We start from the raw sequence: 25,337 nt of genomic DNA, 5'->3' as shown, positions 1-25,337 counted from the left end.
GCCGACCTGCTGGCCGTGCCGCAGTACACACACCCGCAGGAGACCAAGTCAGAGCGACTGCGGGCAGAGCTGGCAGCGCTGACATCGCATCATCGGGCGTGCTCCGAGCCGTACGCCCGAATGGTGAATGCCCTGTTTCCTCACGTGCAACACGGCATTTCCTCGTTGGCCGATGTGCCCTGGGTGCCGGTGGGGCTGTTCAAGAGCCACCAGCTCCAGAGCATTGCCGATACGGATATCGCCACCGTGCTCGTGTCGAGCGGCACCAGCGGACAACAGCCAAGCCGCATCGTGCTCGATCGTGAGGCGGCCGCACAGCAACGCACGGCGCTGGCGAGCATCATGGGTACCTTGCTCGGCCCCAAGCGCTTGCCGATGCTGGTGATCGACACCCCGTCCATCATCAAAGGGCGGGGTGCACTCAGCGCCCGTGGCGCCGGTGTCCTAGGCATGATGACGTTTGGTGCCGCGCATGCCTTTGCGCTCGACGACACGTTGGTGCCGCAGCCGGAGATCATCGCCCGGTTCCTCGAACGGCATGGTCATGCGCCGTTTCTCATGTTCGGCTTCACGTTCCTGGCCTGGCAGGCCCTGGTAGAGCAGATGCCGGCCGGCAGCATGGATCTGTCGCAGGGCATTCTGGTGCATTCGGGTGGCTGGAAGAAGCTGATCGAACGCTCCGTGTCCGACGTGGTATTCAAGGATCGCCTGCGCGAACAGACAGGCCTCGCCCGCGTACACAATTTTTACGGCATGGTGGAGCAGATCGGCGGCGTCTTCCTCGAGGGTGACGATGGCCTGCTGTATCCGCCGGATTTTGCCGATGTGATTGTCCGCGACCCGCGTACACTGGACGTGGTACCGCATGGCACCGAGGGCGTGATCCAGGTGTTGAGCCTTTTGCCGCGCAGTTATCCCGGTCATTCCATCCTGACCGAAGACCGCGGCGTGATCGTGCACGAAGATGCACCGGGTGCATCACGTCGTGGCAAGGGATTTGTGGTGCTCGGTCGTGTGCCGCGCGCCGAGTTGCGCGGATGCAGTGATGTGATTGCGACGACGGCGGCAGCGAGCCTGTGATGACGGTAGATATTGAACAGATCGCGCAACAACTGCACGCGGCACCGTCCTTGGTACCGTTCGATGCGCGGACGCTGGCGTTCACGCACGCTCTGTCGCGTGCCCTGTCCTCGGATCCATCGCTGCGCCGGGAAGGCGCGGTTCAGGCACTCGCGTTCTGGCTTCGTCCGGTGGAGACCCGCCGGCTCGAGACACATCTGCGGGCCGTGGAAAGAAGCGAGTCCGTGCTCGTGCCGCGCGGCACCGTGTTCCATGTGCCACCGTCGAATGTCGACACGCTGTTCGTGTACTCGTGGATCCTCTCCTTGCTGATGGGCAATCGCAACGTGGTCCGATTGTCTCAGCGTCTGAGCGGCATTGGCGCGCGGGTCGCTACGGTGGTGGAAACCGTGCTGCAGGACAGTGAGCACGCCGATGTGGCGGCCGGTGCCGTGTTCGTGCGCTACGGTCATGACGATGCGCTCACCACGGCGCTCTCCGCGCTGTGTGATGTCCGGGTGCTGTGGGGTGGTGACGCGGCCGTATCGTCGCTGCGGGCCCTGCCGTTGCCACCACACGCCATCGAGCTGGTCTTTCCCGATCGGTACAGCGCCTCCGCTTTGCATGCCGGTGCGGTGGAAGCGCTCGACGAGTCGGCACGTGATGCGCTGGCCGATCGCTTTGCCAATGATGCCTTCTGGTTCGATCAGAATGCCTGCGCTTCTCCCCGCCTGGTGGCGTGGATCGGTGACGCTGTCACCGCCGACCGGGTGCGCGGCGATTTCTGGCAGCGTGTGGCGGCAGCGGCCACCCGACGTGGTGTGTACAGTGAGGCGGGCACGGTGTTGGCCAAACTCACAGAAGCGGCACGTGCCACCATCGATGAAGGCGCCACCCATGTGCTCACCGTATCACCGGAAGTCACCGTCGTGCAACTCGGCACGCTCGACACGCTGCGGCGCGTCGCTCCGGGCGGCGGTCTGTTTCACGATGTGGTGTTGCCGTCGCTCGAAGCGCTGGGGTCGCACCTCGCCCGCCGCGATCAGACGTTGACCGTGTTTGGTCTATCGCGCGAAGACATCGTGCAGGCGGCACGCCATTTCAACGGGCGCGGGATCGATCGATTTGTACCCGTGGGCCAGGCACTGGCGTTTCATCACGTCTGGGATGGCTACGATCTTTTCCAGCAATTCACCCGTCGCGTGCACATCGCGCCTCAGGGGTGGTGAAGTGATCGGCGCGCCGCTCCAATGAGCCATGTCGCCGACGCACTGTTCCTGCGCATGGCGCTGGGGCGATTGCGTGCCCATTGGTGGGAGACGGCATTGCGCGAATCGGCGCTCGCCGAGATCTCACGCCTGTGTGGAGACCGTGAGGTGCATGCGGAGACATCGTTCGACCTCGATGATGCCGATCGCCGACTCCTCACCATTGCCCGGCATGGCGCCGACGTGCTGCGCGGTTATGCGGTCCCGCTCGTGCCGGCACCGTATCTGATGACGATGGCGGCGCCCAACGTCGCGCTGGTCGGCATTCGCACCGATGCTGACGGATACCGCATCACCATGCGCGGCGAGGCACCGCTGAGCCGCGCGCAGTGGCTCGCGTCCTCCCATCCACAGGTGCTGGTCGTTGGCAACAGTACGAGCTGGGGTGTTGGTGTGCAGAGCGATAGTGCGCATGTGGCTAGCCGGCTCAACGCCCACGGCGATCTCTGTGCGTTCAATGCGTCGGTGAAAGGGAGCAACCTCGTACAGCAGCGCCTGATGGTGGAGGCCTGTCTTCCTGAGGGTGGCACCGCGGTGGTGGTGGGTGGAGTCCTCGATCTGATCTTCGCACTGTCGTGGCCTCGTGATGCCGCACATGGCACGTTGCCCTTCTGGAACGCCGGAGATGGTGATCTCACGCGCGACGCGGGTTGGGCTCTTGAGCCCAACGCGTGGCCGGAGGATCCCGCGGCCCTGCTCATGATGCGGGAGCTGCAAGCCCTTGGCCTGTTGGCTGAGTCCCGAAACGCCCACGTACTCTACGTGCTTCAGCCACACCTCGATTTCCTTGCACGAGCACCGGAGCCCGCGGAGGCGCGTTTGGCCGGCGCATTTGTGCAGGAGCTCGGCGCCTTTCGTCCCCTCCATGCCTCGGGTGTGCTGCGGTCCCATGCCGCACCTTTCACACGCTGGCTGGCGCAGGCCTGTACCGCGTCCGGGGTGCAGTTCGTGGACGCCAATACGGCCGACGAACTGGCCGGGGGAGCCATCTCGTTTCTCGACCACATCCACCTGACCGATGCCGGGCACGGTCGGCTGGCGTCGCTGGTCCGTCGATCACTGGGAGACCGTGTCATGAGCGAGCATTCCAGGGAACAGCAAAGACCTGCCGCGTAACACCGGCACAAATTGCCGACCCGTGGAATTCGATGCAGAAAATGCGTTGGCCGACCAATCGTAAGGTGTTGAATATCAATAGTTTATAACTGGCTCGGTTTTTGCTTCTAGGGATCGTGATATCGGAAGGCGAAGGTCTTCCCGCGGCATCACCATGTATCACACCCGGTCTTTCCCATGACCAGCAATCATCAGGCAGACATTGGCGTTGGCATCATTGGCTGCGGATACTGGGGTCCCAACCTCATCCGCAACTTCAACCGTCACCCGCGCTGTCGCGTGGAGCGTGTGGCCGACATGCGCCGCGAGCGCGCGGAAGCGGTGGCGCGTGAATTCCACGTACCGGCGGCCAATGATGATCCGGGCTCGGTGATCGATGATCCGCGGGTGCGCCTGGTGGTGATCGCCACGCCGGCCGCCTCGCACTACCAGCTCGCCAAGCGTGCTCTGCTGGCCGGCAAACATGTGCTGGTGATGAAGCCATTCACCACGAGCGCCGAACACGCCGAAGAGCTGATCGCCTTGGCGGAGCGCAATGGACTGGTGTGTGCCGTCGACCACACCTTTGTCTATACCGGGGCCGTGCAGAAGATGTACGACACCTTGCATGACGGCTCGATGGGCGACCTGTTCTACATCGACAGTGTGCGCATCAACCTCGGACTGTTCCAGAGTGACGTGAACGTGATCTGGGATCTCGCTCCGCACGACCTCAGCATCATCGACTATCTGCTCGATGGCCAGGATCCGGTGTCCGTGCACTGCCTGGGCGCCACACACGCCGGCGGATCCCAAGAGAACATCGCGTATCTCACGGTCACGTACCCGGGCAACGTGCTCGCGCATGTGCACGTGAACTGGTTGGCGCCGGCCAAGGTGCGCCGCACCATTGTCGGCGGCTCGCAGCGCATGATCGTGTACGATGACGTGGAGCCGTCGGAGAAGGTGCGCATCTACGACCGCGGTGTGTCGATCGCCAAGGAAGCGTCTCCCGGCGAGATCTACCAGCAGTTCGTGAGCTACCGGCAGGGCGACATGCTCGTGCCGCAACTCAGCGGCCGTGAAGCGCTGGCCGTGGAAGTGGAACACCTCGTGGATTGCATTCACAACGGCAAGACACCACGCAGCGATGGCCGCGCCGGCCTGCGCGTGGTCCGTATCCTCGAAGCCGCACAGCACCAGCTCAACTCCCTTCGTGAACTCCAGCACGCAGGTCTGACGACGCTGCGAGGGGCTGCCTGATGTCCAACAGTCTTGTGTCTGCGCTCGACACCCTCATCACGGACGCAGCGCCGATCCCGTTCCTCGATCTCGTGGAACCCCATCGGGCGCGCGAAGAGGAATTTGTCGCCGCGTTTCGCCGTGCGTTGCGTTCGGCCGCCTTTGTCGGCGGTCCCGAAGTGGAAGGCTTCGAGCGGGAGTTCGCGGCCTATGTGGGCACACAGCACGCCATCGGCGTGGCCAACGGCACAGACTCGTTGCGTTTCATCTTTCTGTCGCTCGGCATCAAGCCCGGCGATGAGGTGATCACCGCGTCCCATACCTTCATCGCCACGTCAGAGGCGATTTCGCAGGCCGGCGGGCGACCGGTGTTCGTGGACATTGATCCCATCACGATGACACTCGATCCGGCCGCTGTGGCGGCGGCGATCGGTCCGCGCACGGTGGGCATTGTACCGGTGCATCTGTACGGCCAGACAGCCGACATGGACCCGCTGCTCGCCCTCGCGGCAAAGCACCACCTCTGGATCGTGGAAGACGCGGCGCAGGCCCATGGCGCGCGCTATCGCGGACGCTCGGCCGGTACCATGGGTGTCGCCGGATCCTTCTCGTTCTATCCCGGCAAGAATCTTGGATCGGTGGGTGAAGGCGGTGCCGTCACCACGAATGATCCGCGGGTGCTCGAGGGCGTGCGCCGGTTGCGGGAACACGGTCAGCGCGAGAAGTACGTACATGTGAGCGAGGGGTACAACGGCCGCCTGCATGCCATTCAAGCCGCGGTATTGCGCATCAAACTGCAGGATCTGGATGCGGCCACGGCCGGACGCCAGCGGGTGGCGCGATGGTATCAGGAAGCACTGGGGGACATCGGGGAATTGTCGTTGCCGCAGGTCGCTTCGTGGGCCGAACATGTGTGGCACCTGTATGTGGTACGCACACCGGTACGAGAGAAGCTGCGCCGCGTGCTCACCGCGGCGCGTATCGGCGCGGGCCTGCACTACCCAGTGCCTCTGCATCGTCAGGAAGCCTATGCCCATCTCGGGTACGCCGAAGGTGCGCTGCCGATCACCGAACGCACCGCCGCTGAACTCCTGAGTCTGCCGATGTTCCCGACGCTCTCTGAAGATCAGGTGGGGCGTGTCGTTCAGGTTGTGCGCGCGTTTTTCGGTCGCTGATCGCATGACCGTCGCAGGAGATGCCAATCGGCAAGCACGACGTCATGTCGTGTTGTGCACGGGCGTCAGCAGCTACGATGTGTTGTCGTACCTCTCCAACGATCTCGCGCGGGCTTTTGTGGACGCCGGGTGGAGCGCTGAGGTGCTCGATCTGTCGCGCCTGTCCACGCCCACCGAGCTGCGACGCATCGTCATGGAGAACCGTACGGCGTTTTTCTGCGGTTACTCGGGGTATGGCGCCAACATTGCCGGCGCCGATGGCACGTCGGCCTACGACACACTGGGCGTGCCCTACGTGGGTTTGATGCTCGACAGTCCGAGCTACTATCCCACCAGACACGAGACCCCGTCGACACACACGGTCTTTCTGCACGGCGACGACGGTCACCACGATACCTCGGTCGCCATTTCGCCCGCCGGCAGTCACCGCGGGCTGTTTCGGCTGGCCACATCACGATGGACGCGCGCATCCCTGCCTCTCGCTGAGCGAACCGGCACGGTACTCTTTGCAAGCAAGGGCGGCGATCCGTTGCAGTACGAGTCGATGCTGCGCCGCACCGTCGATGCGCAAGGACTACGCGCCGTGTTGGCCATCGCCGACGCATTGGGCGCGTCTCCTGTGCCGCTGCGTCTGTGGGATGTTGCTCGCGCGGTCATGCCGGCCAGTCTGTGCGACACCCGATGGCACGCGTTGGCCGCCCATGGTGATCACCTCGCCCGCATTCGCCGCGCAACGGCGGTGGCGCGCGCGCTGCGTTCGCTGCCGGTCACGTTTGTCGGCGGTGAATGGCATCATCTCGACGCCGCCACATCTGGTGCGACGTTCCTGCCTGGTACGCCGCTGCCGGATGTGCGGCGTTTGATGGCGGCGGCGATCGGCGTGCTGAATGTGCAGCCCGGTACCACCGACTCGGTACACGATCGGTTCCTGCTCGGGTTGCAGGCCGGATCGGCCGTGATCTCGGACAGCAATCGTTTCATCGATGCACAGATTGGTCGTGAGCAATTCACCTGGTGGGACGGTGATGCACGCACGATCGCCGATGTGGTGGCCGACACGCTGCGCACGGCCTCCTCACCGGAGGCACAGGCACGCGCCGAGCGTGGCCAGGCGTGTGCCCGTGAACGGTTCTCGTTGCATACGCTGGTGCAGCACCTGGGCTCCGTGATTGACCGTCATCGCGAAGGCCTTCCCCTTCCCCATCCGGATCGCGTCGATGCTCAGGCAGCTTCGATGATCCTGCCCACCGCTCCGGACGCAGCCGCCGATCAGGCTGCCTGATTCAACAATGCCAATGTCGCAAGACGCTGCATCAAAGTGCGCTACGCTGGCCGATGGTATGGCTGATGTGGCAAGTTGGTTCCGCAATGGTCAGGATTGGCCGCTGCTCGCTCCTCCGCCACGCGCGGAGTGGTTGGCGTTGCTGCGCAGCTCACGCGAGCAGTTGTGTGCGTCATTGAGTCAGTGTTCCCGGGAAGAAGTGGAGACGGTGCTGCGCGCGCGTCTGTTCCAGCGCCCCGATGTGTCGACGCAGCTCGGGTTGGTGTTCGATCGACCGGCCGCAGTCGCCAGCCGTATCGCGGCGGCGCGTGAAATCATGGCAGCCGGCTGGTCGCATCCGATGGCCGCGCATGCCTTCACGATTGCGGTGCTCGATGCCCAGCCATGGGAAATGCCGATCATGCGGGACCTGCACACCTGTCCCGAACATGTCATGGAGCGATACCTGACCTGGCTGTTCGTGCGGCCGGTGTACCGGGCGATCGGTGACGATGCCAAGTACGTGGCCTGGTTGCCGGAAATGCTCGATTGGCTGAAGCAGCAGGTGGATGCGCCGGCTCTGCGCCAGCGACTCGCGGCGTTGATCAACACGACCATCCGACACCTCGACATCGGCATGGTCATCTACTCGGATGTGCAGGTACGCCCCGTGCTGGATGCCCGCGCCGGCCTCATCGAGGCGATGACCCGACAGATCGAGACGCTGCACGGGTCGGGCCCCGGTCCGACCGCACTGCGTCCGGCCAATCGTCGCATTCGGCTTGGCATCCTGCTGCGGACGATCATGAAACACCCCGACCCTCAGGCGTTCTGCTCGCAATTCGAGCATTTCGACCAGGAACGGTACGAGATCATCGTGTACTCGCAGGATCTCGTGGACCGGCAGTGCGAGCATGACATCTCGCTGTACCAGCGCCTGTTTCGCTTTGTCAGTGCGGTCCGCACGCTCAATGGTCTGGATGTGCGGCAGATGGTCGATCGCATTCATGCCGATGATCTCGACGTGTTCGTGTATTCCTATGCGGCGACGATTGGCGCGTCGCCAACCGATCTGCTGGTGAGTTCACGACTGGCGCGGGTGCAGATCCTGATGAACAGCTACGTGCCGATGTCCACGGGTTTCTCCAGTTTCACGCATGTCGCCACCGTGGCGCCGGCGCCGGAGTCGCGTGCGTCGCTGCTCGGCGAGTGTCGTGAGGAGTTCGCCGAGATTCCGCGTGTGTTGCTCAGTTATCTGCCGTTTGTACCACAACCGGCGGTGCGTCCGATCAACCGCGCAGCGCTCCGCATCTCGGCCAACGCCGTGGTGCTCTACAACGGCGGCGCGGTGGACAAGATCGTGCCCGTGCAGTTGGATGCGTGGGTGCGGGCATTGGCACGCATTCCAGGCAGTGTGCTCGTTCTCGCGCCATTCAATCCGGGCTGGTCAGGGGTGAGTGGTGCGACGAGCCTGCATGGCCTGATCGAGTCGACCTGTCGCACTCACCGTGTGGATCCGCGGCGTATCATCGTACTGCGTGAACTCTCACCGAGAGACACGCATCAACTGTACGAGCTGGCCACCGTGTACCTTGGTACGTTCCCGCATGGCAGCTCCACCTCCGTGGCACTCGCCCTGCAGGCCGGCGTGCCCGCGGTGACGCGTCGTTCTCCCTGGCTGCGTGGCACCGGTGACGCAAGCATTGTGCAGTCGATTGGCCTCGACGAGCTCGTGGCGGCCGATGCTGATGCCTACGTCGATCTCACTGTCCGACTGGCCACCGATGCTCCGTTCCGGGCCCAGGTGTGCGAAAAGATGCGCGCCGCACTCCCGACGGCCCCGTTTCTCGCGCTATCGGACTATGGCCATGCGCTGCAGGGGCTGTTCGATCGACTCGCGCATGAATCGTTTGCCTATCCGTTGCCGGCTGATGCGACAGGTGTGCTTCCGGAAAGTGCGGAGCGTTCGGCGGCATAGTGGGGAACAGCGGGGGGAACACTGATGACACAGAAACGGCACGGAACCGCACGGATACAACACGCGCGGCGATGAGTTCGAAGTGATTCGTGACCATTTTTTTTGATTGAATCGGGGGCATCTGATGCGCCCGTTTTCATTTCAAAAAAGCATTCTCAGTGCGTTGCACGGACCGTGCAGAAACGAGTGCTGTATCCGTGCGGTTCCGTGCCGTTTCTGTGTCATCAGTGTTCCCCCCGCTGTTACCCGCCAAGCCAAAACGCCGGCATTCGCAATGGCGAACACCGGCGTTTCCCGTCAGACGCGGCAGCAGCCGATCACACGATCAGGCCAGCGACACGCCGCCTTCCTGCAGTGGATACAGCGCAAGATTTGCCGGCTTCTGCAGCTCGTGCGACTCATCGCGGCTCACCACCTGCGCCGCCAGACGCTTGGCCAGGTTGAACACGATCGGCGCGCGCATGTTGGCCGTGGGCGCGGCGCCTTCCGGCAACGTGAGCATCACCAGGGCAAATGCGTCGTTCGCGTCGTCGAGCGCGAGGTCTGCGCCTTCCCGCTCACCGAGATCGATGGCGTAATCGCCGTCGAGCACGAAGGGATCGGCCAACACGAAGGTCGTGGCGTCGGCGTTTGGTGCAATGAGCCACCAGAGCCCCTGCCGCGCGGCGGGAAGAAGCGCGAACTGCGTGACGCGCTCGAAGCCGAAGAGGCCACCCGTCGGAAAGGTCATCATCGCTTCCTCCGAGACTTCGATCGTCCCGAAGTGATGCGTGATCGTAACCGTGCCCTGCGATGCGTTCATGACTGCCAGTCCCATGGGATTTTACAGATAGTTGGCGAGACTCAGGCCCAGGATGCGCGACGTCGCGCTCATCGCGGCCTGATACAGTGTTTGTTTGCCTACCAATTCGACCATCGCCTGATCGATCTCGGTGTCACGCAAATCGGATCGGAACATTTTCAGGTTCATCTCCATCGTCGCGAGATTCACCTTCGCATCTTCCATCTCGTTGACGCGCGCACCCTGCGCGCCGATCAACGTCTGGACATTGCTGGTCGCCGTGTTGAGGCGCGCCGTCGCCGCCTGAATGGCCGCCGTGTCATTGTCCCCCAGTGCGGTGGACAGATCGCGCAGCGCTGCGAGGGCATCCGTATCGAGGAATACCTGCGTCGCGTTGTGTGTGGGCGTGACAAACTTGTTGTCGCCCACTTCGAGCGTGATGTTGCCGCTCGGATCGACGGGATTGCCGGCCAACATGAGACGGGAGAACGAACCCGTAGCCGGTGCCGGATCGAAGAGCGGTGCTTCGTTGGCGCGATTGCCGCCAAAGAGATACTCGTCGCCGAAACGGGTGTTGCCGAGTGACGACGCGAGGTTCAGCAACTGATCCACTTCGGCTTTCACGACCAGACGTGATTGCGCGGTGGCCGTGGTGCCGATCTGCGTGAGCGCAATTTCCGACGCGCGCGTGACGGTGTTGGTGAGCTGATTCAGCACGCCTTCTTCCGCCTGCGCACGCGCGATGCCAGAGTCGGTGTTGCGCTTGAACTGCGTCAGGGCGCGCATCGAGCTGCCGATACGCACGATCTCACCACCGCTCGTCGCGTTGTCCGAAATCTTCCGGATCGTCACGCCGGTCGAGATGTCATCGCGCAAGCGATCGATCCCCTGCAGACCCGTCTGCAGGCGAAGCTTGCTGTTCGCGGTGATGATCGAATTGGTAACGCGCATCGAGAATCTGATAGGACCGGTGCGGACCCGTCGCGGAAGCGGCGATCCTGCCGGTAGAATCTTCCTTCTGGAAGTATCGGAACGCCCCCGGCAAGCTTGAGAGATGCAAGGGCCGGACCACCGCGACGCGAGGCAAACCGTCGCGTTTTGTGATCCATGCGGCTATTTTTGCCGGGTGCGCTTCCTGAGAAGGACGCACAGGCGCGCCACGCGTCACCCGGCTGGCACCAGCCTTACAGCGCCGGGACATCCCGCCTTTCCGTTCGCGCCGCAATGGCCACGATCCTGTACGTCGATGACGAAGTCGCGGTCGGCCTGATCCTCGAGGACACCCTCGCACAGGCCGGTCACACCCCCGTCGGCGCCCGGAACGTTCCGGAAGCGCTGCAAGTGCTGGAGCGGGGTGGCATCGACCTCATCATTTCCGACTACCGCATGCCCGGACTGACGGGGCTGGAGTTCATCCAGCTCCTGACCCGGGAGGGATACGACATCCCGCTCATCATGCTCACCGGGCATGCGAGCATCGAACACGCGGTGACGTCGATCAAGGCCGGCGCGATCGACTACATCACCAAGCCGGTCCGCCCGCAGCAGCTCGAGCTGGCGGTGGACCAGGCGCTGGAGTTCGTACGACTGCGCCGAGAGAACGAGACGCTCCGGAAGGAGGTCATGCAGTTCCGGAATGAGCGGCAGATCATTGGAGATTCGCCCGCCATCCGGCGCATTCTGCAGACCGTCTCCATGGCTGCACCCACCCGGGCGACCGTGCTGCTCCAGGGCGAGTCCGGTACCGGCAAGGAACTGTTCGCCCGGGCCATTCACGATCAGAGCGAGCGGCGGGACAAGCCTTTCATCAAGCTCAACTGCGCCGCCCTGCCCGAAGGGCTGGTCGAATCGGCGCTGTTTGGACACGAAAAGGGCGCTTTCACCGGAGCCATCAAGCGGGTGGAGGGTGCGTTCGAGCGGGCCAACCGCGGCACCCTGCTGCTGGACGAAATTTCCGAGATGCGGCTGGACCTGCAGGCCAAGCTGCTGCGTGTACTGCAGGAACAGGAGTTCGAGCGGGTTGGTGGAACGTCACCCATCAAGGTGGATGTCCGTATTGTGGCCACCACCAACCGCGATCTGGCCATGGAAGCCGATCACGGGACGTTCCGGCAGGACCTCTACTATAGACTGTCCACCATTCCCGTCCTGATCCCGCCCCTGCGGGATCGCGCGGAAGACGTGCCCGTGCTGGCCCTGCGGTTTGCCATGCGCACCGCGGCCGAGATCGGCAAGAAGATCGAAGGGCTGTCGCAGGACGCGCTGGAATCACTCCAGCAGTATCCATGGCCCGGCAATATCCGCGAGCTGCAGCATGTCATCGAACGGGCGGTCATTTTGACTCCCGACCCGATCATTCAGCCGCACTGCCTCGAAGGGACGCGGTTTGGTCTCGCCCATTCCCTCGGTGCGCCGAACATGCGCCCGCGGGCCATTGCCACGCCGGGGGCGCAGCCGGTGCTCGCCGTCAGCGGAGCCGCTGCTGCCCCCGGGAGCATGAACACCCCGCCCAACGGCGGCATCGCCCTGTCATCGCTCAATGTTGCCGATGCGGAGCGGGTTCTTATTCAGCATGCGCTGGCAGCTGCCGATAATAACCGAACGAAGGCTGCTGACATGCTCGGGATCAGCGTACGCACCCTGCGCAACAAGCTGAACGGCCCTGGTCGCGAGAACGACGAGGAGTGAGCAGGTGGTCGATCCGGCACGAGTTGCCGGATCGCGCGTCAGCGGTCACACGGCAACTTGGGTCACATGGGAAGCGGCAAATATTGCCATATCATGGCCTATTTCCAATGATCCGGATAGAAGGATGTACTGCGGGGCGCATACCGGCAGACACTTGTAACATTATCTGAATTAATGACTTAGCATCATAGGGCGGGTCCCGACGTTCACCCTCTGAACGTTTGGCCCGCCCATTGCTTTTACTGGGCCCGGATAGTTCTCCCTCACTCCGGTTACCCATGAAACTCTTCGGACTCATAGAACGCACGACCTCGGCGTCGCCTCTCAAGGCGGCGCTGGACAAGAGCGTGGACCGTTCGCGAGGGATCGCCGATCGTGTCGCCAAGGCGACCGTGAACAATGGCGACGGCTTCGCGCTGGAAGCGAAGACCGGGAACGCGCAGGCCACCGTCAATCCGGTGAATGTCGAAGACGAGATGGTGGCGCTCGCCGATGAGCAGCTCCGCTTTCTCGCCACGTCACGCCTGCTCGAAAAGACGTACCAGAGCCTGCGCACCGCGATCAAGGGTGGAGGCGGTTGATGCCGATCAATCCGACCCGCCCGCTCGCGCTGCTCCCGATTCCGGGACAGTCGCCGGTGCGCCCGATGTTCAAGTCGATGGGGATCGCCGCCAGCGGGATCTCCGCGCAGCGCCAGCGCATGGAAACCATCGCGCAGAACATCGCCAACGCCGACGTCACGCGCGGCACCGATGGCACGCCGTACAAGCGTCGCGAAGTGGTGCTCGAATCGGCCACCGCGCAGAACGCGCTGTTCAACCCCGGCAATGTCACGGCGCAGACGCTGGGCAACCAGAACGTCGCCGGTGCACCGGCCTTCGAAGTGCCCATCACGGATGCGGCGCAGACCTTCCAGGTGCCGGTCCTACCGGTCACCGGCGGCGCGGATGGTGTGATGGGCGGTGAGTTCGGCGTGCGTGTGGCTGGCGTGGCGGAAGACCAGGGCGAAGGCCGTCTCGTGTACGAGCCCGGTCATCCCGACGCCGACGGCAACGGCTATGTGCGCTACCCCGATATCGACACCACGCAGGAACTCGTGAAGCTGATGGATGCCAAGCGCATCTACGAAGCCAACGCGGCGGTCTTCCAGACCGCGAAGTCCATGCTCCGCGCAGCACTCGACATCTGAACGACTCGCAACACCTGAGTAACACAGCGGCGGGTCCGGGAATCGGTGTGAGGTCACTTCCTCCTCCTCCTCCTCCTCTCCGACACCGCATCGGTTCCCGGCTCGCCGCTTCACTCCTAAAGCACCACTCGAGAATCCCATGAGCGTCAACGGCATCAACAACAATCCCCTGAACTCCTTCGGTCCGCTCTCGCGTCCCGATGCGAATCGCGATGCCAATCGCGCGGCGCAGAACGGACAGACGGGGACGGCGCAGCAGGCGGGTCAGCAGGCCCGCGCCGCGCAGGCCAACACGCTCAAGCCGCAGACGCCGATTGCCGGCGCCGGTGCCACGCAGAGCAGCGTGCCACCCGAAGCACCGGCCGGCACCGATCCCACGTTGTGGAGCGTGCTCACGAGCGAAGAGCGGAATTTCTTCGCGAAGACCGCCGCCCTCGGCCCACTGACGTACAGCCGCATCAAGGAAGCCACGAATCCGGCGCCGCCGGCCGCTCGTGGTGTGCGCCTCGATGTGCGCGCCTAAGGCACTCGCGTAACGCCTCCGCGTCACTGATCCGTCGTTCTGATCTCGCTCGTTCTCCGTTTCGCTTTCTCCTGACACCGCCCCCATGCAGACGCGTCTCGACCTGATCACCCGCAGCCTGCCGCAGTTCGGCCAGGATCGTGGCCTGACCACACAGGTGCCCGTCGGAGACGTCGGCACCGGCGAGAACTCCTTCGGCAACACGCTCACCCGCGCGATCAATGAAGTCAGCGACGCGCGCGATCGCTCCGGTGATCTGACGAAGCGATTCGCCGCCGGCGAAAACGTCGAACTGCACGAAGTGATGGCCGCCTCGGAAGAAGCCGGCATCGCCCTCGACATGCTCATCGAGCTCCGGAACAAGGTCGTCGAAGCCTATCGCAGTGTCATCAGCATGCAGTCCTAAGCGTCGCGCATCCCCTCCATGAACTCTTTGCTCGAATCCCTCACCGGCCGGCTCGGCGGCGCACGACAGGCGATGATCATCGCTGTCGGTGTCGTCGTGACGGCATTGGTGTTTGGCGTCTCCCGCTGGGCCACCAAGCCCACGATGGTCCCGCTCTACGCCGATGTGCCGGTGGAGCAGGTCAAGGCGATGACCGACAAGCTCACCGAAGCCGGCATCACGTACGAACTCGATCGGACCGGCTCGACGATCATGGTGCAGAGCGCCGACCTGGCGCGCGCCCGTGTGGATCTCGCGGCGGGCACCGTGCCGAATTCCGGACGCCCGGGCCTCGAACTGTTCGACAAGCCCACCTGGGGCATGACGGACTTCACGCAGAAGGTGAACTATCGCCGGGCACTCGAAGGGGAACTCGAGCGCACCATCAGCAAGATGAAAGACGTGAAGAGCGTGAAGGTCCACCTCGCCATCGAGGATGATCAGCTCTTCAAGCAGAACGAGCGCCCGTCGAAGGCTTCCGTGACGCTGGCGATGAACAACAGCATTGCGCCGCGCGCAGAAGCCGTGCGTGGCATCGCCAGCCTGGTGGCCAGCAGCGTGGGTGGCCTCGAGCCCGAACATGTCACCATCGTGGACGAACGTGGCGAAGCACTCACCATGGAAGACGATGGTTCGATGGCCGGCCTGACCAGCCGGCAGCTCTCGGTGCAGCGCGAAGCCGAGTCCTACCTCGAACAGAAGGCCGACAAGTTGCTCTCGAGCCTGGTGGGTTCGGGCAATGCGCGTGTGCAGGTGTCGGCGTCGATGAACTTCGACAAGGTCGAACGCACGGTGCAGGCGGTTGATCCTGACCGGCAGGCCATTGCCACGGAACAGAAGGCCGAAGTGACACCGAGCAATCCGCAGCAGGGTGCGGGTTACTCCACCACGGCTACGTCATACGAAAACACCCGCAGCGTCGAGAATTTCACGGGCGCCGTCGGCAACATCAAGAAGCTCACGGTGGCCGTGCTGGTGGCCGATCGGGTGGTGCTGCCGCCGGCCGCTCCGGTGCCGGCCGATTCCGCCGCTGCTGCAGCCGCTGCGGCTCTGCCGCCGGTAGCGCCGACCATCGAAACCCGTACGCCGGACGAACTCACGCGCATCGAAGCGCTGGTGCGCAATGCACTGGGCGTCGACTCCACGCGCGGCGACATGATCTCGGTGGTCAGCGCGCCGTTTGATATGCCGGCGCCGGTAGTGGCCGTGAAGGAAACCAATCCGGTGCCCACCGATCTGCTGGGTCGCATTCAGAGCAACCCGAAGCCGGTGGTGGCGATCGCCGCCCTCGTGGTACTGCTCATCCTGGCGCTGGTGACGGTGGTGCTGCTCCGTCCGAAGAAGCAGCAGATCGAAGCGCCGGCCGTGCTTCCTGCAGCTCCTGCGTATGCCGAATTGCCGGCCAGCACGCAGATGCAGCAGGCCATGCAGGAAATGCTCGACGAAGAACCGATGGATCAGATGGCGCTCATCGAAGAACAGCGCCGTCAGATCGTGCTGCCGCCGCCGCCGACGACGCCGGAGCGCGAACAAGCCATGGCCACCGTTGACCAGCGCCCGGATGCCGCACTTCGCGTCGTCCGCAACTGGCTCCGTCAGTGAGCGCCGGAAACACCATGACTGCCGTTGCCCGCAACAAGAACACCGACGATCGGTACGCACCGGATCGCCTGACGGGACGCCAGAAGGTGGCGATCCTGTGCATGGCGATCGGTGCCGAGCATGCCGCCAAGATCACCGGCGGTCTGCACCCGGAAGAAGCCGAAATCGTCGCGCTGGAAATGGCGCAGCTCGATCGGGTGCCGCCCACCACGATCGATGCCGTGCTGCTCGAGTGGCTCGAGATCACGCTCGGCGTGGACTCGATCACCACCGGCGGCGTGGAGTTCGCCAAGGACGTACTCGAGAAGGCGTTTGGTCCGGCCAAGGCGCAACAGATCCTCAAGCGTATCCAGGGTCAGCTCGCTGATAGCGATCGTTTTGGCCGTCTGCGTCGTGCCGATCCGCAGCAGCTTGGCAACACACTGCGCGGTGAACACCCGCAGACCATCGCGCTGATCCTCGCGCATCTCGACCCGGCACACGTGGCCGCGATCATTCGTGAATTCGACCCCGCGCTCGGTGGCGAGGTCATGTTCCGCATTGCCCGCATGGAGAAGGTGTCGCCCGAGATGATCTCGCTGGTCGAGCGCGCGATCGGCAACGAAGCGGACCTCGCGTTTTCGCAGGGTATGTCGAGCGTGGGTGGCCCGGCCGCAGTGGCCGCAGTGCTCAACCTCGTCAGCTCGTCGCTCGAGAAGGAAGTGCTCGACCTGGTGGCCGAGAAGGATCCGCATCTCAGCGATCAGATCAAGAACCTCATGTTCGTGTTCGAGGATCTGTCCTCGCTCGACGACAAGTCCCTGCAGCGTCTGCTGCGCGAAGTGGACGTCAAGCAGCTCGCGCTGGCTCTCAAGGCCGCGAGCCCGGACCTCAAGCAGAAGATCATGGGCACCATGTCGCAGCGCGCCGTGGCAGGCCTCAAGGAAGAGATGGAGTTCCTGGGACCGGTCAAGATGCGCGATGTCGAAGCGGCACAGACGGACATCGTCTCGAAGGTGCGCGCACTGGAAGAGACGGGCGAAATCGTGTTGAGCGCGGGTACCGATGATGTCATCGTCTGAGCGGAATCCCATGCACGCCACGCCCTGGTCCCTCGATGAATTTCCGATGGTCGACACGTTCGCGGATTTCGCGGACGTGCCGGCACCGGATGCCGCACTGCCCGCCATCCCAGCCGTGTCGCTGGAGCATCTCGAAGCCGATTTTGCCGTGCGGCTCTCAGCCGAACGCGCCCGCATCGAAGCCGACGCGTACGCGCGCGGCCGAGCCGATGGTGAGCGCGCGGCCCGTGCGACGCTGGAAGAAACCATTGCCCACACCACCAGTGCGCTCAACGAGGCGGTGCTCTCGGTGCAGATGCATGAAGCCCGGTGGTTGAGCAATGCCGAAGAGAACATCGCCGCCTTGTCGGTGCTGGTGGCGCGTCATGTACTGCAGCGCGAGATCCTGGCCGATCGCACGTTTGTGTGCGATCTCGTGACCACCGCCATCGAGCAGTATCCGATTGACGAAGAGATCACGGTGCGCCTGCATCCGGATGATCTGGCGGCATGTCGTCCCGTGCTCGATCGGGCGCCCGGTGCCGGCGTGCGTACGCTGCGCTGGCTGGCCGACACCAACATTCAGCGTGGCGGCTGCCTCACCGAAGGCCGCGAGCGCATCATCGACGGTCGTGTGGATACGTCGCTCGAGCGTGCCTACCGCATGCTCGCGGGCATCCAGGCGTGACCGTGTCCATGAAGACTCCCGTCTACAACACGGCGCTCAGTGACGCCGAGTCGCCGCTGGATGCGTTGACCGATCGCTTGGGACGTGCGGAGCGGTTTGCACCGTATGGTCGGGTGACGCGCGTCGTGGGTCTGGTGGTGGAAGCCACCGGCATCGATGTGGGCCTGGGGTCGTTGTGCCGCGTGACCAACCATGCACGCGACCGATCGGTGCTGGCGGAAGTGGTGGGCTTCAACGAACGCAACGTACTGCTGATGCCATTGGGTGAGCTCGATGGCCTGCATGCCGGCGCGAGTGTGCAGCCACTGGGGCGCTCATTTGGCGTGGACGTGGGACCTGGCTTGTTGGGTCGTGTACTCAACGGCCTGGGGCATCCGATCGATGGCAAGGGCAAGCTCGATACCATCGAGCGGGTGTCGCTGTCGGCTGAACCGCCCAACCCACTGCAACGCGAAACGATCGACCGCCCGATGGAGACGGGAGTGCGCGCGATCGATGGCCTGCTCACCATCGGCCGTGGTCAGCGTGTTGGCATCTTCGCCGGTTCCGGCGTGGGCAAGAGCACCATGCTGGGCATGGTGGCGCGCTCTGCGAAAGCCGATGTGAACGTGATCGCGCTGCTGGGTGAGCGTGGTCGTGAAGTGCGCGAGTTCCTCGAGAATTCGCTGGGTGCGGAAGGACTGGCGCGGTCTGTGGTGATTGTGGCCACCGGTGATCAGGCTGCGCTGGTGCGCGCCCGCGGTGCGCTGGTCGCAACGGCCATTGCCGAATACTTCCGGGATCAGGGCAAGGAAGTGTTGCTGATGGTGGACTCGGTGACGCGTGTGGCGATGGCATGGCGCGAAATCGGCCTGGCCACGGGCGAGCCGCCCACCACGAAGGGCTATCCGCCATCGGTGTTCGCGAACCTGCCACGGCTGCTCGAACGCGCCGGCAATGGGGAGCGCGGCGGCATCACGGGCATCTACACGGTGCTCGTGGACGGTGACGACTTCAACGAACCGGTCGCCGACGCCGCTCGATCGATTCTCGACGGGCACATCGTGCTCACGCGACGCCTGGCCGCACAGAATCACTTCCCGGCCATCGATGTGCTCGATTCGAAAAGCCGCGTGAAGGATCACATCACGAACGAAGCGCAGCGACGCAGCGGTGCGGCAATGCTCCGGCTGGAAGCGGCGTATCGTGAAAAAGAAGATCTCATCATGGTGGGCGCGTACCAGAAGGGGAGTGATCCCTACGTGGATGCCGCCATCGCCTATCGGCACCGTGTGCTCGAATTCCTGCAGCAACGGCCCGACGAGATCACCCCGTACGGGGACACCTATCAGGCGCTGAATGACATCGCGGAAGCGATCGAAGCGTCGGTGAAGAGGCGCTGATGTTCCGATTCCGCCTGCAGCGCATTCTGGAACTGCGGGAGCAGCACGAACAGGCCAAGGCGCGTGAGCTGGCCTCGGCCCGGGATGCCGCCGATCGAGCGGCCGAGGCCCGACTCTCCCTCCAGACCCTGCGCTCCGATTCGGAGGCGCAATTGCATGCCGCGCGGGGCAATGGCCCGCGCATTGGTCACCTGACCCAACTGGGTACGGTGCTCACCGCCCTGGACGAACGCCTGGTCGTGGCAGGCGACGCCGTGAAGGAAGCCGATGCCGAAGTGCGTCAGGCACAGGAGTTGCTTGAAGAGGCTGCACGCGACCGTCGCGTGTTGGACCGTTTGAAGTCCCGTCATGCCGATGCATGGCGTTCGGACGAGGCCCAGCGCGACCGCACCCTGATGGATGAAGTGGCCCTCATGCAGTTCGCTCGCAAGCAGGATCAGTCGGCTCCGCGCTCTGCCGACTCGACTGAGAATGTACCTCCTCGTGATGGATCGACCCGATGAAGCCGTTGATCATACCCATAGTCGTTGGACTGCTCGCCGGATTGGGCGGCGGCTCCGGCTATTCGTACATGCGCGCGTCGGCGAAGTTTTCCGCCGACTCGGCACATTTGGCTGATAGCCTGAAGAATCATCCGGCCGACTCCAGCAAGGCCGAGGGCGAAGGCCATGGGGCAGATGGTCATGCAACTCCTGCCGCCGGCGATTCCGCGCACGGTGCGGCGGACTCGGCCAAGGCGACCGATCATGGTAGCCCGGACGATGTGTCGCTCACCCCGGCCGACAGCATTCGTGTTCTCGAGGCCGCTCGCGCCGAGCTCCGGAAGGGGCGGACGAATCCTGGCGCCAACGGTGCCAATGCCGGCTCGAAGGCGGCACACGGTACGCCAACGGCCTCGGGAACGGTGAAGGCGGACCCCAAGGCGTCGGCTTCCAAGACCGATGCGAAGGATGCTCACGCGGCGCCCAAGGCCACCGACAAGCCGGAGACCAAGGAAGACCCCAAGGCCACCGCTGCGACGGCCGCCACGATCGTGAAGACGGCGCGCGATGCGGCCCTCAACACGCCGCTCCCGGAACAGCGCCTGGCCAAGATCTTCAGCGCCATGCCCGCCAAGGATGCGGCCAAGGTGCTCGACCAGATGAGCGACTCGGATATCCGCGGCATTCTGGCCCTGATGGGCGACAAGCAGGCGGCGGCGATTCTGACCGTGATGCCGGCCAACCGCGCCGCCTCCATCACGAAGAGCGTCGCCAAGCCGACCCCCACCACCCCGTGAGTCGCATGGATGTGAACTGGGTTCCGACCCGCGCCACACCCCGGGAGTCTTCCCGTGATGCGGTGCGCGACACGGTACGCCCGTCTGCGCGCAGCACCAGCCGCCCGACCCGCGCCGAGTCGCGCGCGGAAGCGCGCATCGACGACGAGAGCACGCAGGAAACCGAGCGCGAGCGCCCGGTGAGCAAGGCCGAGTTTTCGGCCCTGCTGGCGCTGCTTTCCGGTATGGGCCCGTCCGTGCGCGAAGGGCTGGCCGAACAGCTCCCCGAAGATGCGGCCTCGATCGTGGACCGCCTGCTGGAAGGCGACACTGGTACGATCGATCCCGATGCCCCATCCGCCGACGAAGCGCTGCGGTACGGTCTGCTCAAGCTGAGCGCCGACGATCACGGCGCCTCCGATGTCATCGACCTGGCCGCTTATGCGCGGTCGAAGCAGAAGGACGCGTTGGCCATGTCTGTGGAACCGACGAACAACGGCACGGGGCGCAGCACATCGCAGCCCGCCGAACAGGGATCCGACGATCCCGTTGTGCAGGGCGGCGATGCCGGTGCGCAGCGTGCGCGCATGCTCGATGCCCTGTCGCGGGTCTCGTCGCGCCGCGGCTCATCAGTGGAACAGTTGCTGGCGCTGGGCGACGCGAAGGGGGCCGATGCACGGGCCGCGCTCGACGCGCTGCTCGCGCAGGCCGGCACGCCCGCCGGCGCCCGACTGGCCGCACGTGCCATCATGAACGGCACCAACGCCAGTCTGCTCGGCGGCAACGACAGCGACACCAACAACGAACAACTGCTCGGCGCTCTCTCATCTGGGCGTCAGGGCGACAACGACCTCGCGTCACTTGTTGCAGCGGCCAACGCCGCCGGCGCAGCACACGCGACGACCACGGCCGTGAAGAGCGGTGATGTGGCGACCCCTGTGAAGGCACTCGAAGGGCTGGATCCCGAGCTACGCGCACGTGTGGAGCGGGTGATGGAGCGCATGAAGAACGAGTACGGGCACGATGTCTCGATCGTGGAGACCACCCGTTCCCAGGAACGGCAGGACTGGTTGTACGAACAGGGCCGCTCGCGCGATGGATCCGTTGTGACGTGGACGCGCGACTCCGCGCACACGCGTGGCGAAGCGGTGGACGTGATCATCGATGGGCGCTACGAGAATGCCGCCGGCTTCGGTCGCCTGCAGCGCATCGCCAATGAAGAAGGGCTGCGCACACTGGGCATGAAGGATCCCGGTCATCTCGAGCTCGCGCGTCGTGGCGCCGGTACCGTGCAGACGCAGAACGCCTCACGGCAGACCGCTGCGCCCCAAATCGACTCGGCAAGCGCTGCCGGGGTGGCACGAGTTGCCGGGGTGGCGGGTGTGGCAACGGTTGCGCGAGTGGCCGACGCATCGACCACGCCGCGCACCAGCATGGGCGTGAACACCGATAGTCTGACGCAGGTGGCGCAGCAGCAGGCCGGACGCGGAAGTCACAATGCGTCAACGAATCAAGATGGTGCGTCGAGTGAACGCGATCGTGGAGCGTCACGCAGCGAGCACCGTCGCAGTGATCGGGCCGGCAGCGCCATCGGTAGCACGACGGACAACGCGCAGGCCTTCGGTGCCACGTTTGGCCATGGTGGCATGGCGAGCTCAACCACCGGCACGGAGCGTGCATCGGGAGTACAGACGACGGGCAGCGATCAGGTACAGCGTGTTGCTGATATCCAGCAGATGCGCGATGACGCTCCCGCCGCACCCCTCTCACGCATGACGCTCAACGTCGACAACGCCAACGGCACGAAGGAGCAGATCACGGTGGATCTCCGTGGCAACACGGTGAGCACGCACATCTCCACCGATGCCTCGACGGCCGGCTCCATGCGGTTGCGTACGGCGGAATTGCAGGATGCACTCGGACGTCACGGACTCGATGGAGACACGGTGCGGGTGAGCGGGACGCGTCAGGAACAGGCCGACCCCACACGGGTGACCGGTCTCGAACGCGATGCGATCAAGACGCTGACGACGGCGTCGCAGGACGGTGCTGCGAGCAACGGTCAACGCGAACGCGCACCGTGGGAACGTCAGTCGTCGCGCGATTCACAGCAGGATTCTTCGCGTCGGGAACAGGCCGCACAGGCCCGTGAAGACCGGCAAGAGCAGCAGGGGCGGCAGCGCCGTCCCAACTTCTTCCTCGGGAACGAGTGATGATCTCCGCCGCACGCAGCAGCTACAACAGCTACAGCTCGATGTTCAACACGACAGCGGCGGATCAACCGCCCGCTGCCGAGCCACCAGTCGGTCCGGCGGAGCCCTCCGCGCCACGTGACCTGCCGACGAATCCGAACGGCATGGGTCGCGACGAGTTTCTCAAGATGCTCGTGGCGCAGCTCAAGAATCAGGATCCGCTCAATCCGATGGACGGCAAGGACATGGCCGCGCAGCTCGCCCAGTTCTCCACGGTCGAACAACTGCTCAAGATGAACGAGTCGCTCGATGCGCAGAAGTCGGCTACGGCCGAAATGAAGGATGCCATCGTGTCACTCGAAGAAACACAGAACGAGCGCGCCGACGAACTCGCGCAGCTCATCGAAGGACAGATGGCCATGGCCACCGTCGGGAAGACGGGCGTCACCCCGGGCAACAACGCGTGGGTCGACAAGGAAGGCAATGGCACGCTGGTCGTGGATGCCGGCTCGCTCTCCGGCACGGGACGCATCACGATGATCAACAGCAAGGGCGAAGCAGTCGGACAGGCCATTGTCGGTGCGGTGAAGCCCGGGCAGGCCTCGTTCAATGTCGGCGACTACGAGTTTGATCCACCGCTCGAGCCCGGCCAGTACACCTACAAGTTCGACGTCGCAAAGGATGGCGGCCTGTACCAGAGTGCCACGACGTACACCGCCGGTCGCATCACCGGCATGAAGTACGAAAATGGCAATCCGATTCTGATCATCGGCGACTCGCTCTCAGTGCCGATGTCCCAGCTCACCCAGATCCGCGCCTGATCGCGACCTGACACCAAGGACTACACACCATGCTTCGTTCTCTCTACGCCGGCGTATCCGGACTGCGCAACAACCAGGTGCGCATGGACGTGATCGGTAACAACATCGCCAACGTGAACACGGTCGCCTTCAAGGCCGGCCGCGTGACCTTCAAGGAAGGCTTCGCGCAGCTGCTCGCCGGTGCGAGCCGTCCGCCTGGCGATCAGGGTGGTATCAACCCGATCCAGATCGGCCTCGGCATGCAGATCGGCTCCATCGACCAGATCTTCAACCAGGGTAATCTCGAAACGACGGGTCTCAACACCGACATCGCGATCCAGGGTGATTCGTTCTTCGTCGTGCGAAAGGGCAACCAGAGCTTCTACACGCGCGCCGGCAACTTCCAGGTGGACGCGCTCGGCCAGCTCGTCTCGCCCGCGAACGGCTTCATCGTGCAGGGCCGTATGTACGAAAACGGTCAGTTGCAGGATGGTATCCAGGACATCCGCCTGCCGTTCGGTCAGAAGGTGTCGGCCAACCCGACCACCGACATGAAGCTTGCCGGCAACCTGAACGCGTCGGCCCCGGTGTTCCAGGGTGACTTCAACGATCCGATGGATCGCGCGCTGCCGATCAACGAGAAGGCGTGGACGGAAACGCAGATCGGTGTGTTCGATTCACAGGGTACGAAGCACGACGTGAAGCTGCAGATGTGGAAGACCGGCCCGAACTCGTGGGATTGGCGTATCGATCCCATTGCGTCGGCGCAGACGTTCGAAGTGGAGACCGACGGCAACTCGCCGCCGAGTGATATCCCGCTGCCGACGCCGCCCGCCGGCTACGAAGTGCTGCCGGACAACGTGCGTGTGTACAGCGCCACGGGCGTGGAGTACAACAACCCGGCCGACTACTCGTTCTCGGCTGGCCCGCCGCCGGCGGTGCAGTTCACGGCCAACATGCCGGTGAACTCGCAGATCAAGATCGGCTACTTCATGAGCCCCGATTCGGCCACGCCGAGCGAGAACAGCGGCACGTTCACGTTCGACAACGCCGGCCTGCTCAACACGAACATCAGCGCGTCGCTGAACTTCGCGGTGCCGGGTGCCAACCCGGTGCGCATCGACCTGACGCTCGGTGGCGGCGTGAACGGCCTGACGCAGTTCGCGTCGACGTCGTCGACGGCCGTGCTGCGCGACCAGAACGGCTACACGGCCGGCACGCTGCAGAACTTCTCGATCGACCGGTTCGGCCTCATCACGGGTTTCTTCACGAACGGCACGACGTCGCCGCTCGCCCGCATCGTGCTCGCCGACTTCAACAACCCGAGCGGTCTGCTCCGTATCGGCGACAACATGTACCAGGAGTCGGCGAACTCCGGCGGTGCCGTGCTCGGCTTCGCCCTGGAAGGTTCTCAGTCGCAGATGACCAGCGGCGCGCTGGAAATGTCCAACGTCGATCTGGCGCAGGAATTCACGAACATGATCGTGGCCCAGCGCGGTTTCCAGGCCAACGGCAAGGTGGTCAGCACCTCGGACGAGATGCTGCAGGAACTGATGACGATCAAGCGCTAGTCGCGCTGATGGGCTGAGTGGAGGCCGCCGACCCCGTATTGCCGGGGTCGGCGGTACCGCTCGAAATTGAAGAGTTCGCTACGAATGTCCCGGCACTTTC

Annotated in this window: 23 protein-coding genes; 21 read left to right on the top strand and 2 right to left on the bottom strand. The window is 64.1% G+C overall.

Annotation, left to right across the window (positions count from 1 at the left end; all coding sequences use genetic code 11):
* Nucleotides 1-9: 9 nt before the first annotated feature.
* The 7 genes from GAU_RS01770 to GAU_RS01740 all read left to right on the top strand — a co-directional run bounded on the left by GAU_RS01770 (nucleotide 10) and on the right by GAU_RS01740 (nucleotide 9,078).
* A complete protein-coding gene (locus GAU_RS01770) occupies nucleotides 10-1,080 on the top strand; it encodes an acyl-protein synthetase (protein ID WP_041265862.1) in 1,071 nt (356 codons plus the stop codon).
* A complete protein-coding gene (locus GAU_RS01765) occupies nucleotides 1,080-2,288 on the top strand; it encodes an acyl-CoA reductase (protein ID WP_012681834.1) in 1,209 nt (402 codons plus the stop codon). The genes GAU_RS01770 and GAU_RS01765 overlap by 1 nt, the downstream gene beginning before the upstream one ends.
* Before the next feature lie 21 nt (nucleotides 2,289-2,309).
* Complete coding sequence (locus GAU_RS01760; RefSeq protein WP_012681833.1) at nucleotides 2,310-3,443, top strand: hypothetical protein; 1,134 nt, start codon at nucleotides 2,310-2,312, stop codon at nucleotides 3,441-3,443.
* A gap of 177 nt (nucleotides 3,444-3,620) precedes the next feature.
* On the top strand, nucleotides 3,621-4,685 hold the full coding sequence (locus tag GAU_RS01755) for a Gfo/Idh/MocA family protein (RefSeq protein WP_012681832.1): 1,065 nt from the start codon (nucleotides 3,621-3,623) through the stop codon (nucleotides 4,683-4,685).
* Nucleotides 4,685-5,839, top strand: coding sequence for a DegT/DnrJ/EryC1/StrS family aminotransferase (locus GAU_RS01750; protein ID WP_052574183.1), 1,155 nt, complete (start codon nucleotides 4,685-4,687; stop codon nucleotides 5,837-5,839). Before GAU_RS01755 ends, GAU_RS01750 begins: the two co-directional genes overlap by 1 nt.
* A 4-nt stretch (nucleotides 5,840-5,843) precedes the next feature.
* Entirely contained in the window at nucleotides 5,844-7,121 is a 1,278-nt protein-coding gene (locus GAU_RS01745) for a hypothetical protein (RefSeq protein WP_012681830.1), read from the top strand.
* A gap of 58 nt (nucleotides 7,122-7,179) precedes the next feature.
* The gene (locus GAU_RS01740) at nucleotides 7,180-9,078 is read left to right on the top strand and encodes a hypothetical protein (protein ID WP_169307561.1); all 1,899 of its coding nucleotides are present in this window, start codon (nucleotides 7,180-7,182) and stop codon (nucleotides 9,076-9,078) included.
* Nucleotides 9,079-9,403: 325 nt separating this feature from the next.
* On the opposite strand, the gene fliW is transcribed toward GAU_RS01740, so the two are convergent.
* Both fliW and GAU_RS01730 read right to left on the bottom strand, forming a co-directional pair.
* Entirely contained in the window at nucleotides 9,404-9,880 is a 477-nt protein-coding gene (gene fliW, locus GAU_RS01735) for a flagellar assembly protein FliW (protein ID WP_012681828.1), read from the bottom strand.
* Between the two features lie 21 nt (nucleotides 9,881-9,901).
* Nucleotides 9,902-10,810 carry a flagellin gene (locus GAU_RS01730; RefSeq protein WP_012681827.1) on the bottom strand — a complete coding sequence of 303 codons (909 nt, stop codon included), beginning with the start codon at nucleotides 10,808-10,810 and terminating at the stop codon, nucleotides 9,902-9,904.
* A 273-nt stretch (nucleotides 10,811-11,083) separates the two neighbouring features.
* On the opposite strand from GAU_RS01730, the gene GAU_RS01725 reads away from it, so the two are divergent.
* From GAU_RS01725 to GAU_RS01660, 14 genes are all read left to right on the top strand, one after another.
* On the top strand, nucleotides 11,084-12,547 hold the full coding sequence (locus GAU_RS01725; protein ID WP_041265157.1) for a sigma-54-dependent transcriptional regulator: 1,464 nt from the start codon (nucleotides 11,084-11,086) through the stop codon (nucleotides 12,545-12,547).
* A gap of 278 nt (nucleotides 12,548-12,825) precedes the next feature.
* Complete coding sequence (locus GAU_RS01720; protein WP_041265156.1) at nucleotides 12,826-13,128, top strand: hypothetical protein; 303 nt, start codon at nucleotides 12,826-12,828, stop codon at nucleotides 13,126-13,128.
* Nucleotides 13,128-13,736, top strand: coding sequence for a flagellar basal body rod protein FlgC (gene flgC, locus GAU_RS01715; RefSeq protein ID WP_083765379.1), 609 nt, complete (start codon nucleotides 13,128-13,130; stop codon nucleotides 13,734-13,736). The genes GAU_RS01720 and flgC overlap by 1 nt, the downstream gene beginning before the upstream one ends.
* 139 nt (nucleotides 13,737-13,875) lie before the next feature.
* A complete protein-coding gene (locus tag GAU_RS01710) occupies nucleotides 13,876-14,259 on the top strand; it encodes a hypothetical protein (protein WP_012681823.1) in 384 nt (127 codons plus the stop codon).
* Nucleotides 14,260-14,344: 85 nt separating this feature from the next.
* Entirely contained in the window at nucleotides 14,345-14,665 is a 321-nt protein-coding gene (fliE, locus tag GAU_RS01705; RefSeq protein ID WP_012681822.1) for a flagellar hook-basal body complex protein FliE, read from the top strand.
* 18 nt (nucleotides 14,666-14,683) lie between these two features.
* On the top strand, nucleotides 14,684-16,306 hold the full coding sequence (fliF, locus tag GAU_RS01700; RefSeq protein WP_012681821.1) for a flagellar basal-body MS-ring/collar protein FliF: 1,623 nt from the start codon (nucleotides 14,684-14,686) through the stop codon (nucleotides 16,304-16,306).
* A gap of 14 nt (nucleotides 16,307-16,320) precedes the next feature.
* Nucleotides 16,321-17,367, top strand: coding sequence for a flagellar motor switch protein FliG (fliG, locus tag GAU_RS01695; protein ID WP_012681820.1), 1,047 nt, complete (start codon nucleotides 16,321-16,323; stop codon nucleotides 17,365-17,367).
* A complete protein-coding gene (locus GAU_RS01690) occupies nucleotides 17,351-18,034 on the top strand; it encodes a FliH/SctL family protein (protein ID WP_012681819.1) in 684 nt (227 codons plus the stop codon). The genes fliG and GAU_RS01690 overlap by 17 nt, the downstream gene beginning before the upstream one ends.
* An 8-nt stretch (nucleotides 18,035-18,042) precedes the next feature.
* The gene (locus GAU_RS01685) at nucleotides 18,043-19,416 is read left to right on the top strand and encodes a FliI/YscN family ATPase (protein ID WP_012681818.1); all 1,374 of its coding nucleotides are present in this window, start codon (nucleotides 18,043-18,045) and stop codon (nucleotides 19,414-19,416) included.
* Nucleotides 19,416-19,919 carry a flagellar export protein FliJ gene (gene fliJ, locus GAU_RS01680; protein ID WP_012681817.1) on the top strand — a complete coding sequence of 168 codons (504 nt, stop codon included), beginning with the start codon at nucleotides 19,416-19,418 and terminating at the stop codon, nucleotides 19,917-19,919. The genes GAU_RS01685 and fliJ overlap by 1 nt, the downstream gene beginning before the upstream one ends.
* On the top strand, nucleotides 19,916-20,695 hold the full coding sequence (locus GAU_RS01675; protein ID WP_012681816.1) for a magnesium transporter MgtE N-terminal domain-containing protein: 780 nt from the start codon (nucleotides 19,916-19,918) through the stop codon (nucleotides 20,693-20,695). Before fliJ ends, GAU_RS01675 begins: the two co-directional genes overlap by 4 nt.
* A 5-nt stretch (nucleotides 20,696-20,700) precedes the next feature.
* Complete coding sequence (locus GAU_RS01670; RefSeq protein ID WP_169307560.1) at nucleotides 20,701-22,887, top strand: M15 family metallopeptidase; 2,187 nt, start codon at nucleotides 20,701-20,703, stop codon at nucleotides 22,885-22,887.
* Nucleotides 22,887-23,687 carry a flagellar hook assembly protein FlgD gene (locus GAU_RS01665; protein ID WP_041265154.1) on the top strand — a complete coding sequence of 267 codons (801 nt, stop codon included), beginning with the start codon at nucleotides 22,887-22,889 and terminating at the stop codon, nucleotides 23,685-23,687. Before GAU_RS01670 ends, GAU_RS01665 begins: the two co-directional genes overlap by 1 nt.
* A gap of 29 nt (nucleotides 23,688-23,716) precedes the next feature.
* Nucleotides 23,717-25,237 carry a flagellar hook protein FlgE gene (locus tag GAU_RS01660; RefSeq protein ID WP_012681813.1) on the top strand — a complete coding sequence of 507 codons (1,521 nt, stop codon included), beginning with the start codon at nucleotides 23,717-23,719 and terminating at the stop codon, nucleotides 25,235-25,237.
* Nucleotides 25,238-25,337: the final 100 nt, after the last annotated feature.

Origin of the sequence: Gemmatimonas aurantiaca T-27, assembly GCF_000010305.1 — a bacterium.
Taxonomy (GTDB): Bacteria; Gemmatimonadota; Gemmatimonadetes; order Gemmatimonadales; family Gemmatimonadaceae; genus Gemmatimonas; species Gemmatimonas aurantiaca.
This window is presented reverse-complemented; position numbering and strand designations above follow the sequence as displayed.

What these genes read in the sequence shown, in the direction of transcription:
- GAU_RS01765 (WP_012681834.1), top strand. Translation starts at nt 1,080, where the DNA reads ATGACGGTAGATATTGAACAGATCGCGCAACAACTGCACGCGGCACCG.
- GAU_RS01760 (WP_012681833.1), top strand. Translation starts at nt 2,310, where the DNA reads ATGAGCCATGTCGCCGACGCACTGTTCCTGCGCATGGCGCTGGGGCGA.
- GAU_RS01755 (WP_012681832.1), top strand. Translation starts at nt 3,621, where the DNA reads ATGACCAGCAATCATCAGGCAGACATTGGCGTTGGCATCATTGGCTGC.
- GAU_RS01750 (WP_052574183.1), top strand. Translation starts at nt 4,685, where the DNA reads ATGTCCAACAGTCTTGTGTCTGCGCTCGACACCCTCATCACGGACGCA.
- GAU_RS01745 (WP_012681830.1), top strand. Translation starts at nt 5,844, where the DNA reads ATGACCGTCGCAGGAGATGCCAATCGGCAAGCACGACGTCATGTCGTG.
- GAU_RS01740 (WP_169307561.1), top strand. Translation starts at nt 7,180, where the DNA reads ATGGCTGATGTGGCAAGTTGGTTCCGCAATGGTCAGGATTGGCCGCTG.
- fliW (WP_012681828.1), bottom strand. Translation starts at nt 9,880, where the DNA reads ATGAACGCATCGCAGGGCACGGTTACGATCACGCATCACTTCGGGACG.
- GAU_RS01730 (WP_012681827.1), bottom strand. Translation starts at nt 10,810, where the DNA reads ATGCGCGTTACCAATTCGATCATCACCGCGAACAGCAAGCTTCGCCTG.
- GAU_RS01725 (WP_041265157.1), top strand. Translation starts at nt 11,084, where the DNA reads ATGGCCACGATCCTGTACGTCGATGACGAAGTCGCGGTCGGCCTGATC.
- GAU_RS01720 (WP_041265156.1), top strand. Translation starts at nt 12,826, where the DNA reads ATGAAACTCTTCGGACTCATAGAACGCACGACCTCGGCGTCGCCTCTC.
- flgC (WP_083765379.1), top strand. Translation starts at nt 13,128, where the DNA reads ATGCCGATCAATCCGACCCGCCCGCTCGCGCTGCTCCCGATTCCGGGA.
- GAU_RS01710 (WP_012681823.1), top strand. Translation starts at nt 13,876, where the DNA reads ATGAGCGTCAACGGCATCAACAACAATCCCCTGAACTCCTTCGGTCCG.
- fliE (WP_012681822.1), top strand. Translation starts at nt 14,345, where the DNA reads ATGCAGACGCGTCTCGACCTGATCACCCGCAGCCTGCCGCAGTTCGGC.
- fliF (WP_012681821.1), top strand. Translation starts at nt 14,684, where the DNA reads ATGAACTCTTTGCTCGAATCCCTCACCGGCCGGCTCGGCGGCGCACGA.
- fliG (WP_012681820.1), top strand. Translation starts at nt 16,321, where the DNA reads ATGACTGCCGTTGCCCGCAACAAGAACACCGACGATCGGTACGCACCG.
- GAU_RS01690 (WP_012681819.1), top strand. Translation starts at nt 17,351, where the DNA reads ATGATGTCATCGTCTGAGCGGAATCCCATGCACGCCACGCCCTGGTCC.
- GAU_RS01685 (WP_012681818.1), top strand. Translation starts at nt 18,043, where the DNA reads ATGAAGACTCCCGTCTACAACACGGCGCTCAGTGACGCCGAGTCGCCG.
- fliJ (WP_012681817.1), top strand. Translation starts at nt 19,416, where the DNA reads ATGTTCCGATTCCGCCTGCAGCGCATTCTGGAACTGCGGGAGCAGCAC.
- GAU_RS01675 (WP_012681816.1), top strand. Translation starts at nt 19,916, where the DNA reads ATGAAGCCGTTGATCATACCCATAGTCGTTGGACTGCTCGCCGGATTG.
- GAU_RS01670 (WP_169307560.1), top strand. Translation starts at nt 20,701, where the DNA reads ATGGATGTGAACTGGGTTCCGACCCGCGCCACACCCCGGGAGTCTTCC.
- GAU_RS01665 (WP_041265154.1), top strand. Translation starts at nt 22,887, where the DNA reads ATGATCTCCGCCGCACGCAGCAGCTACAACAGCTACAGCTCGATGTTC.
- GAU_RS01660 (WP_012681813.1), top strand. Translation starts at nt 23,717, where the DNA reads ATGCTTCGTTCTCTCTACGCCGGCGTATCCGGACTGCGCAACAACCAG.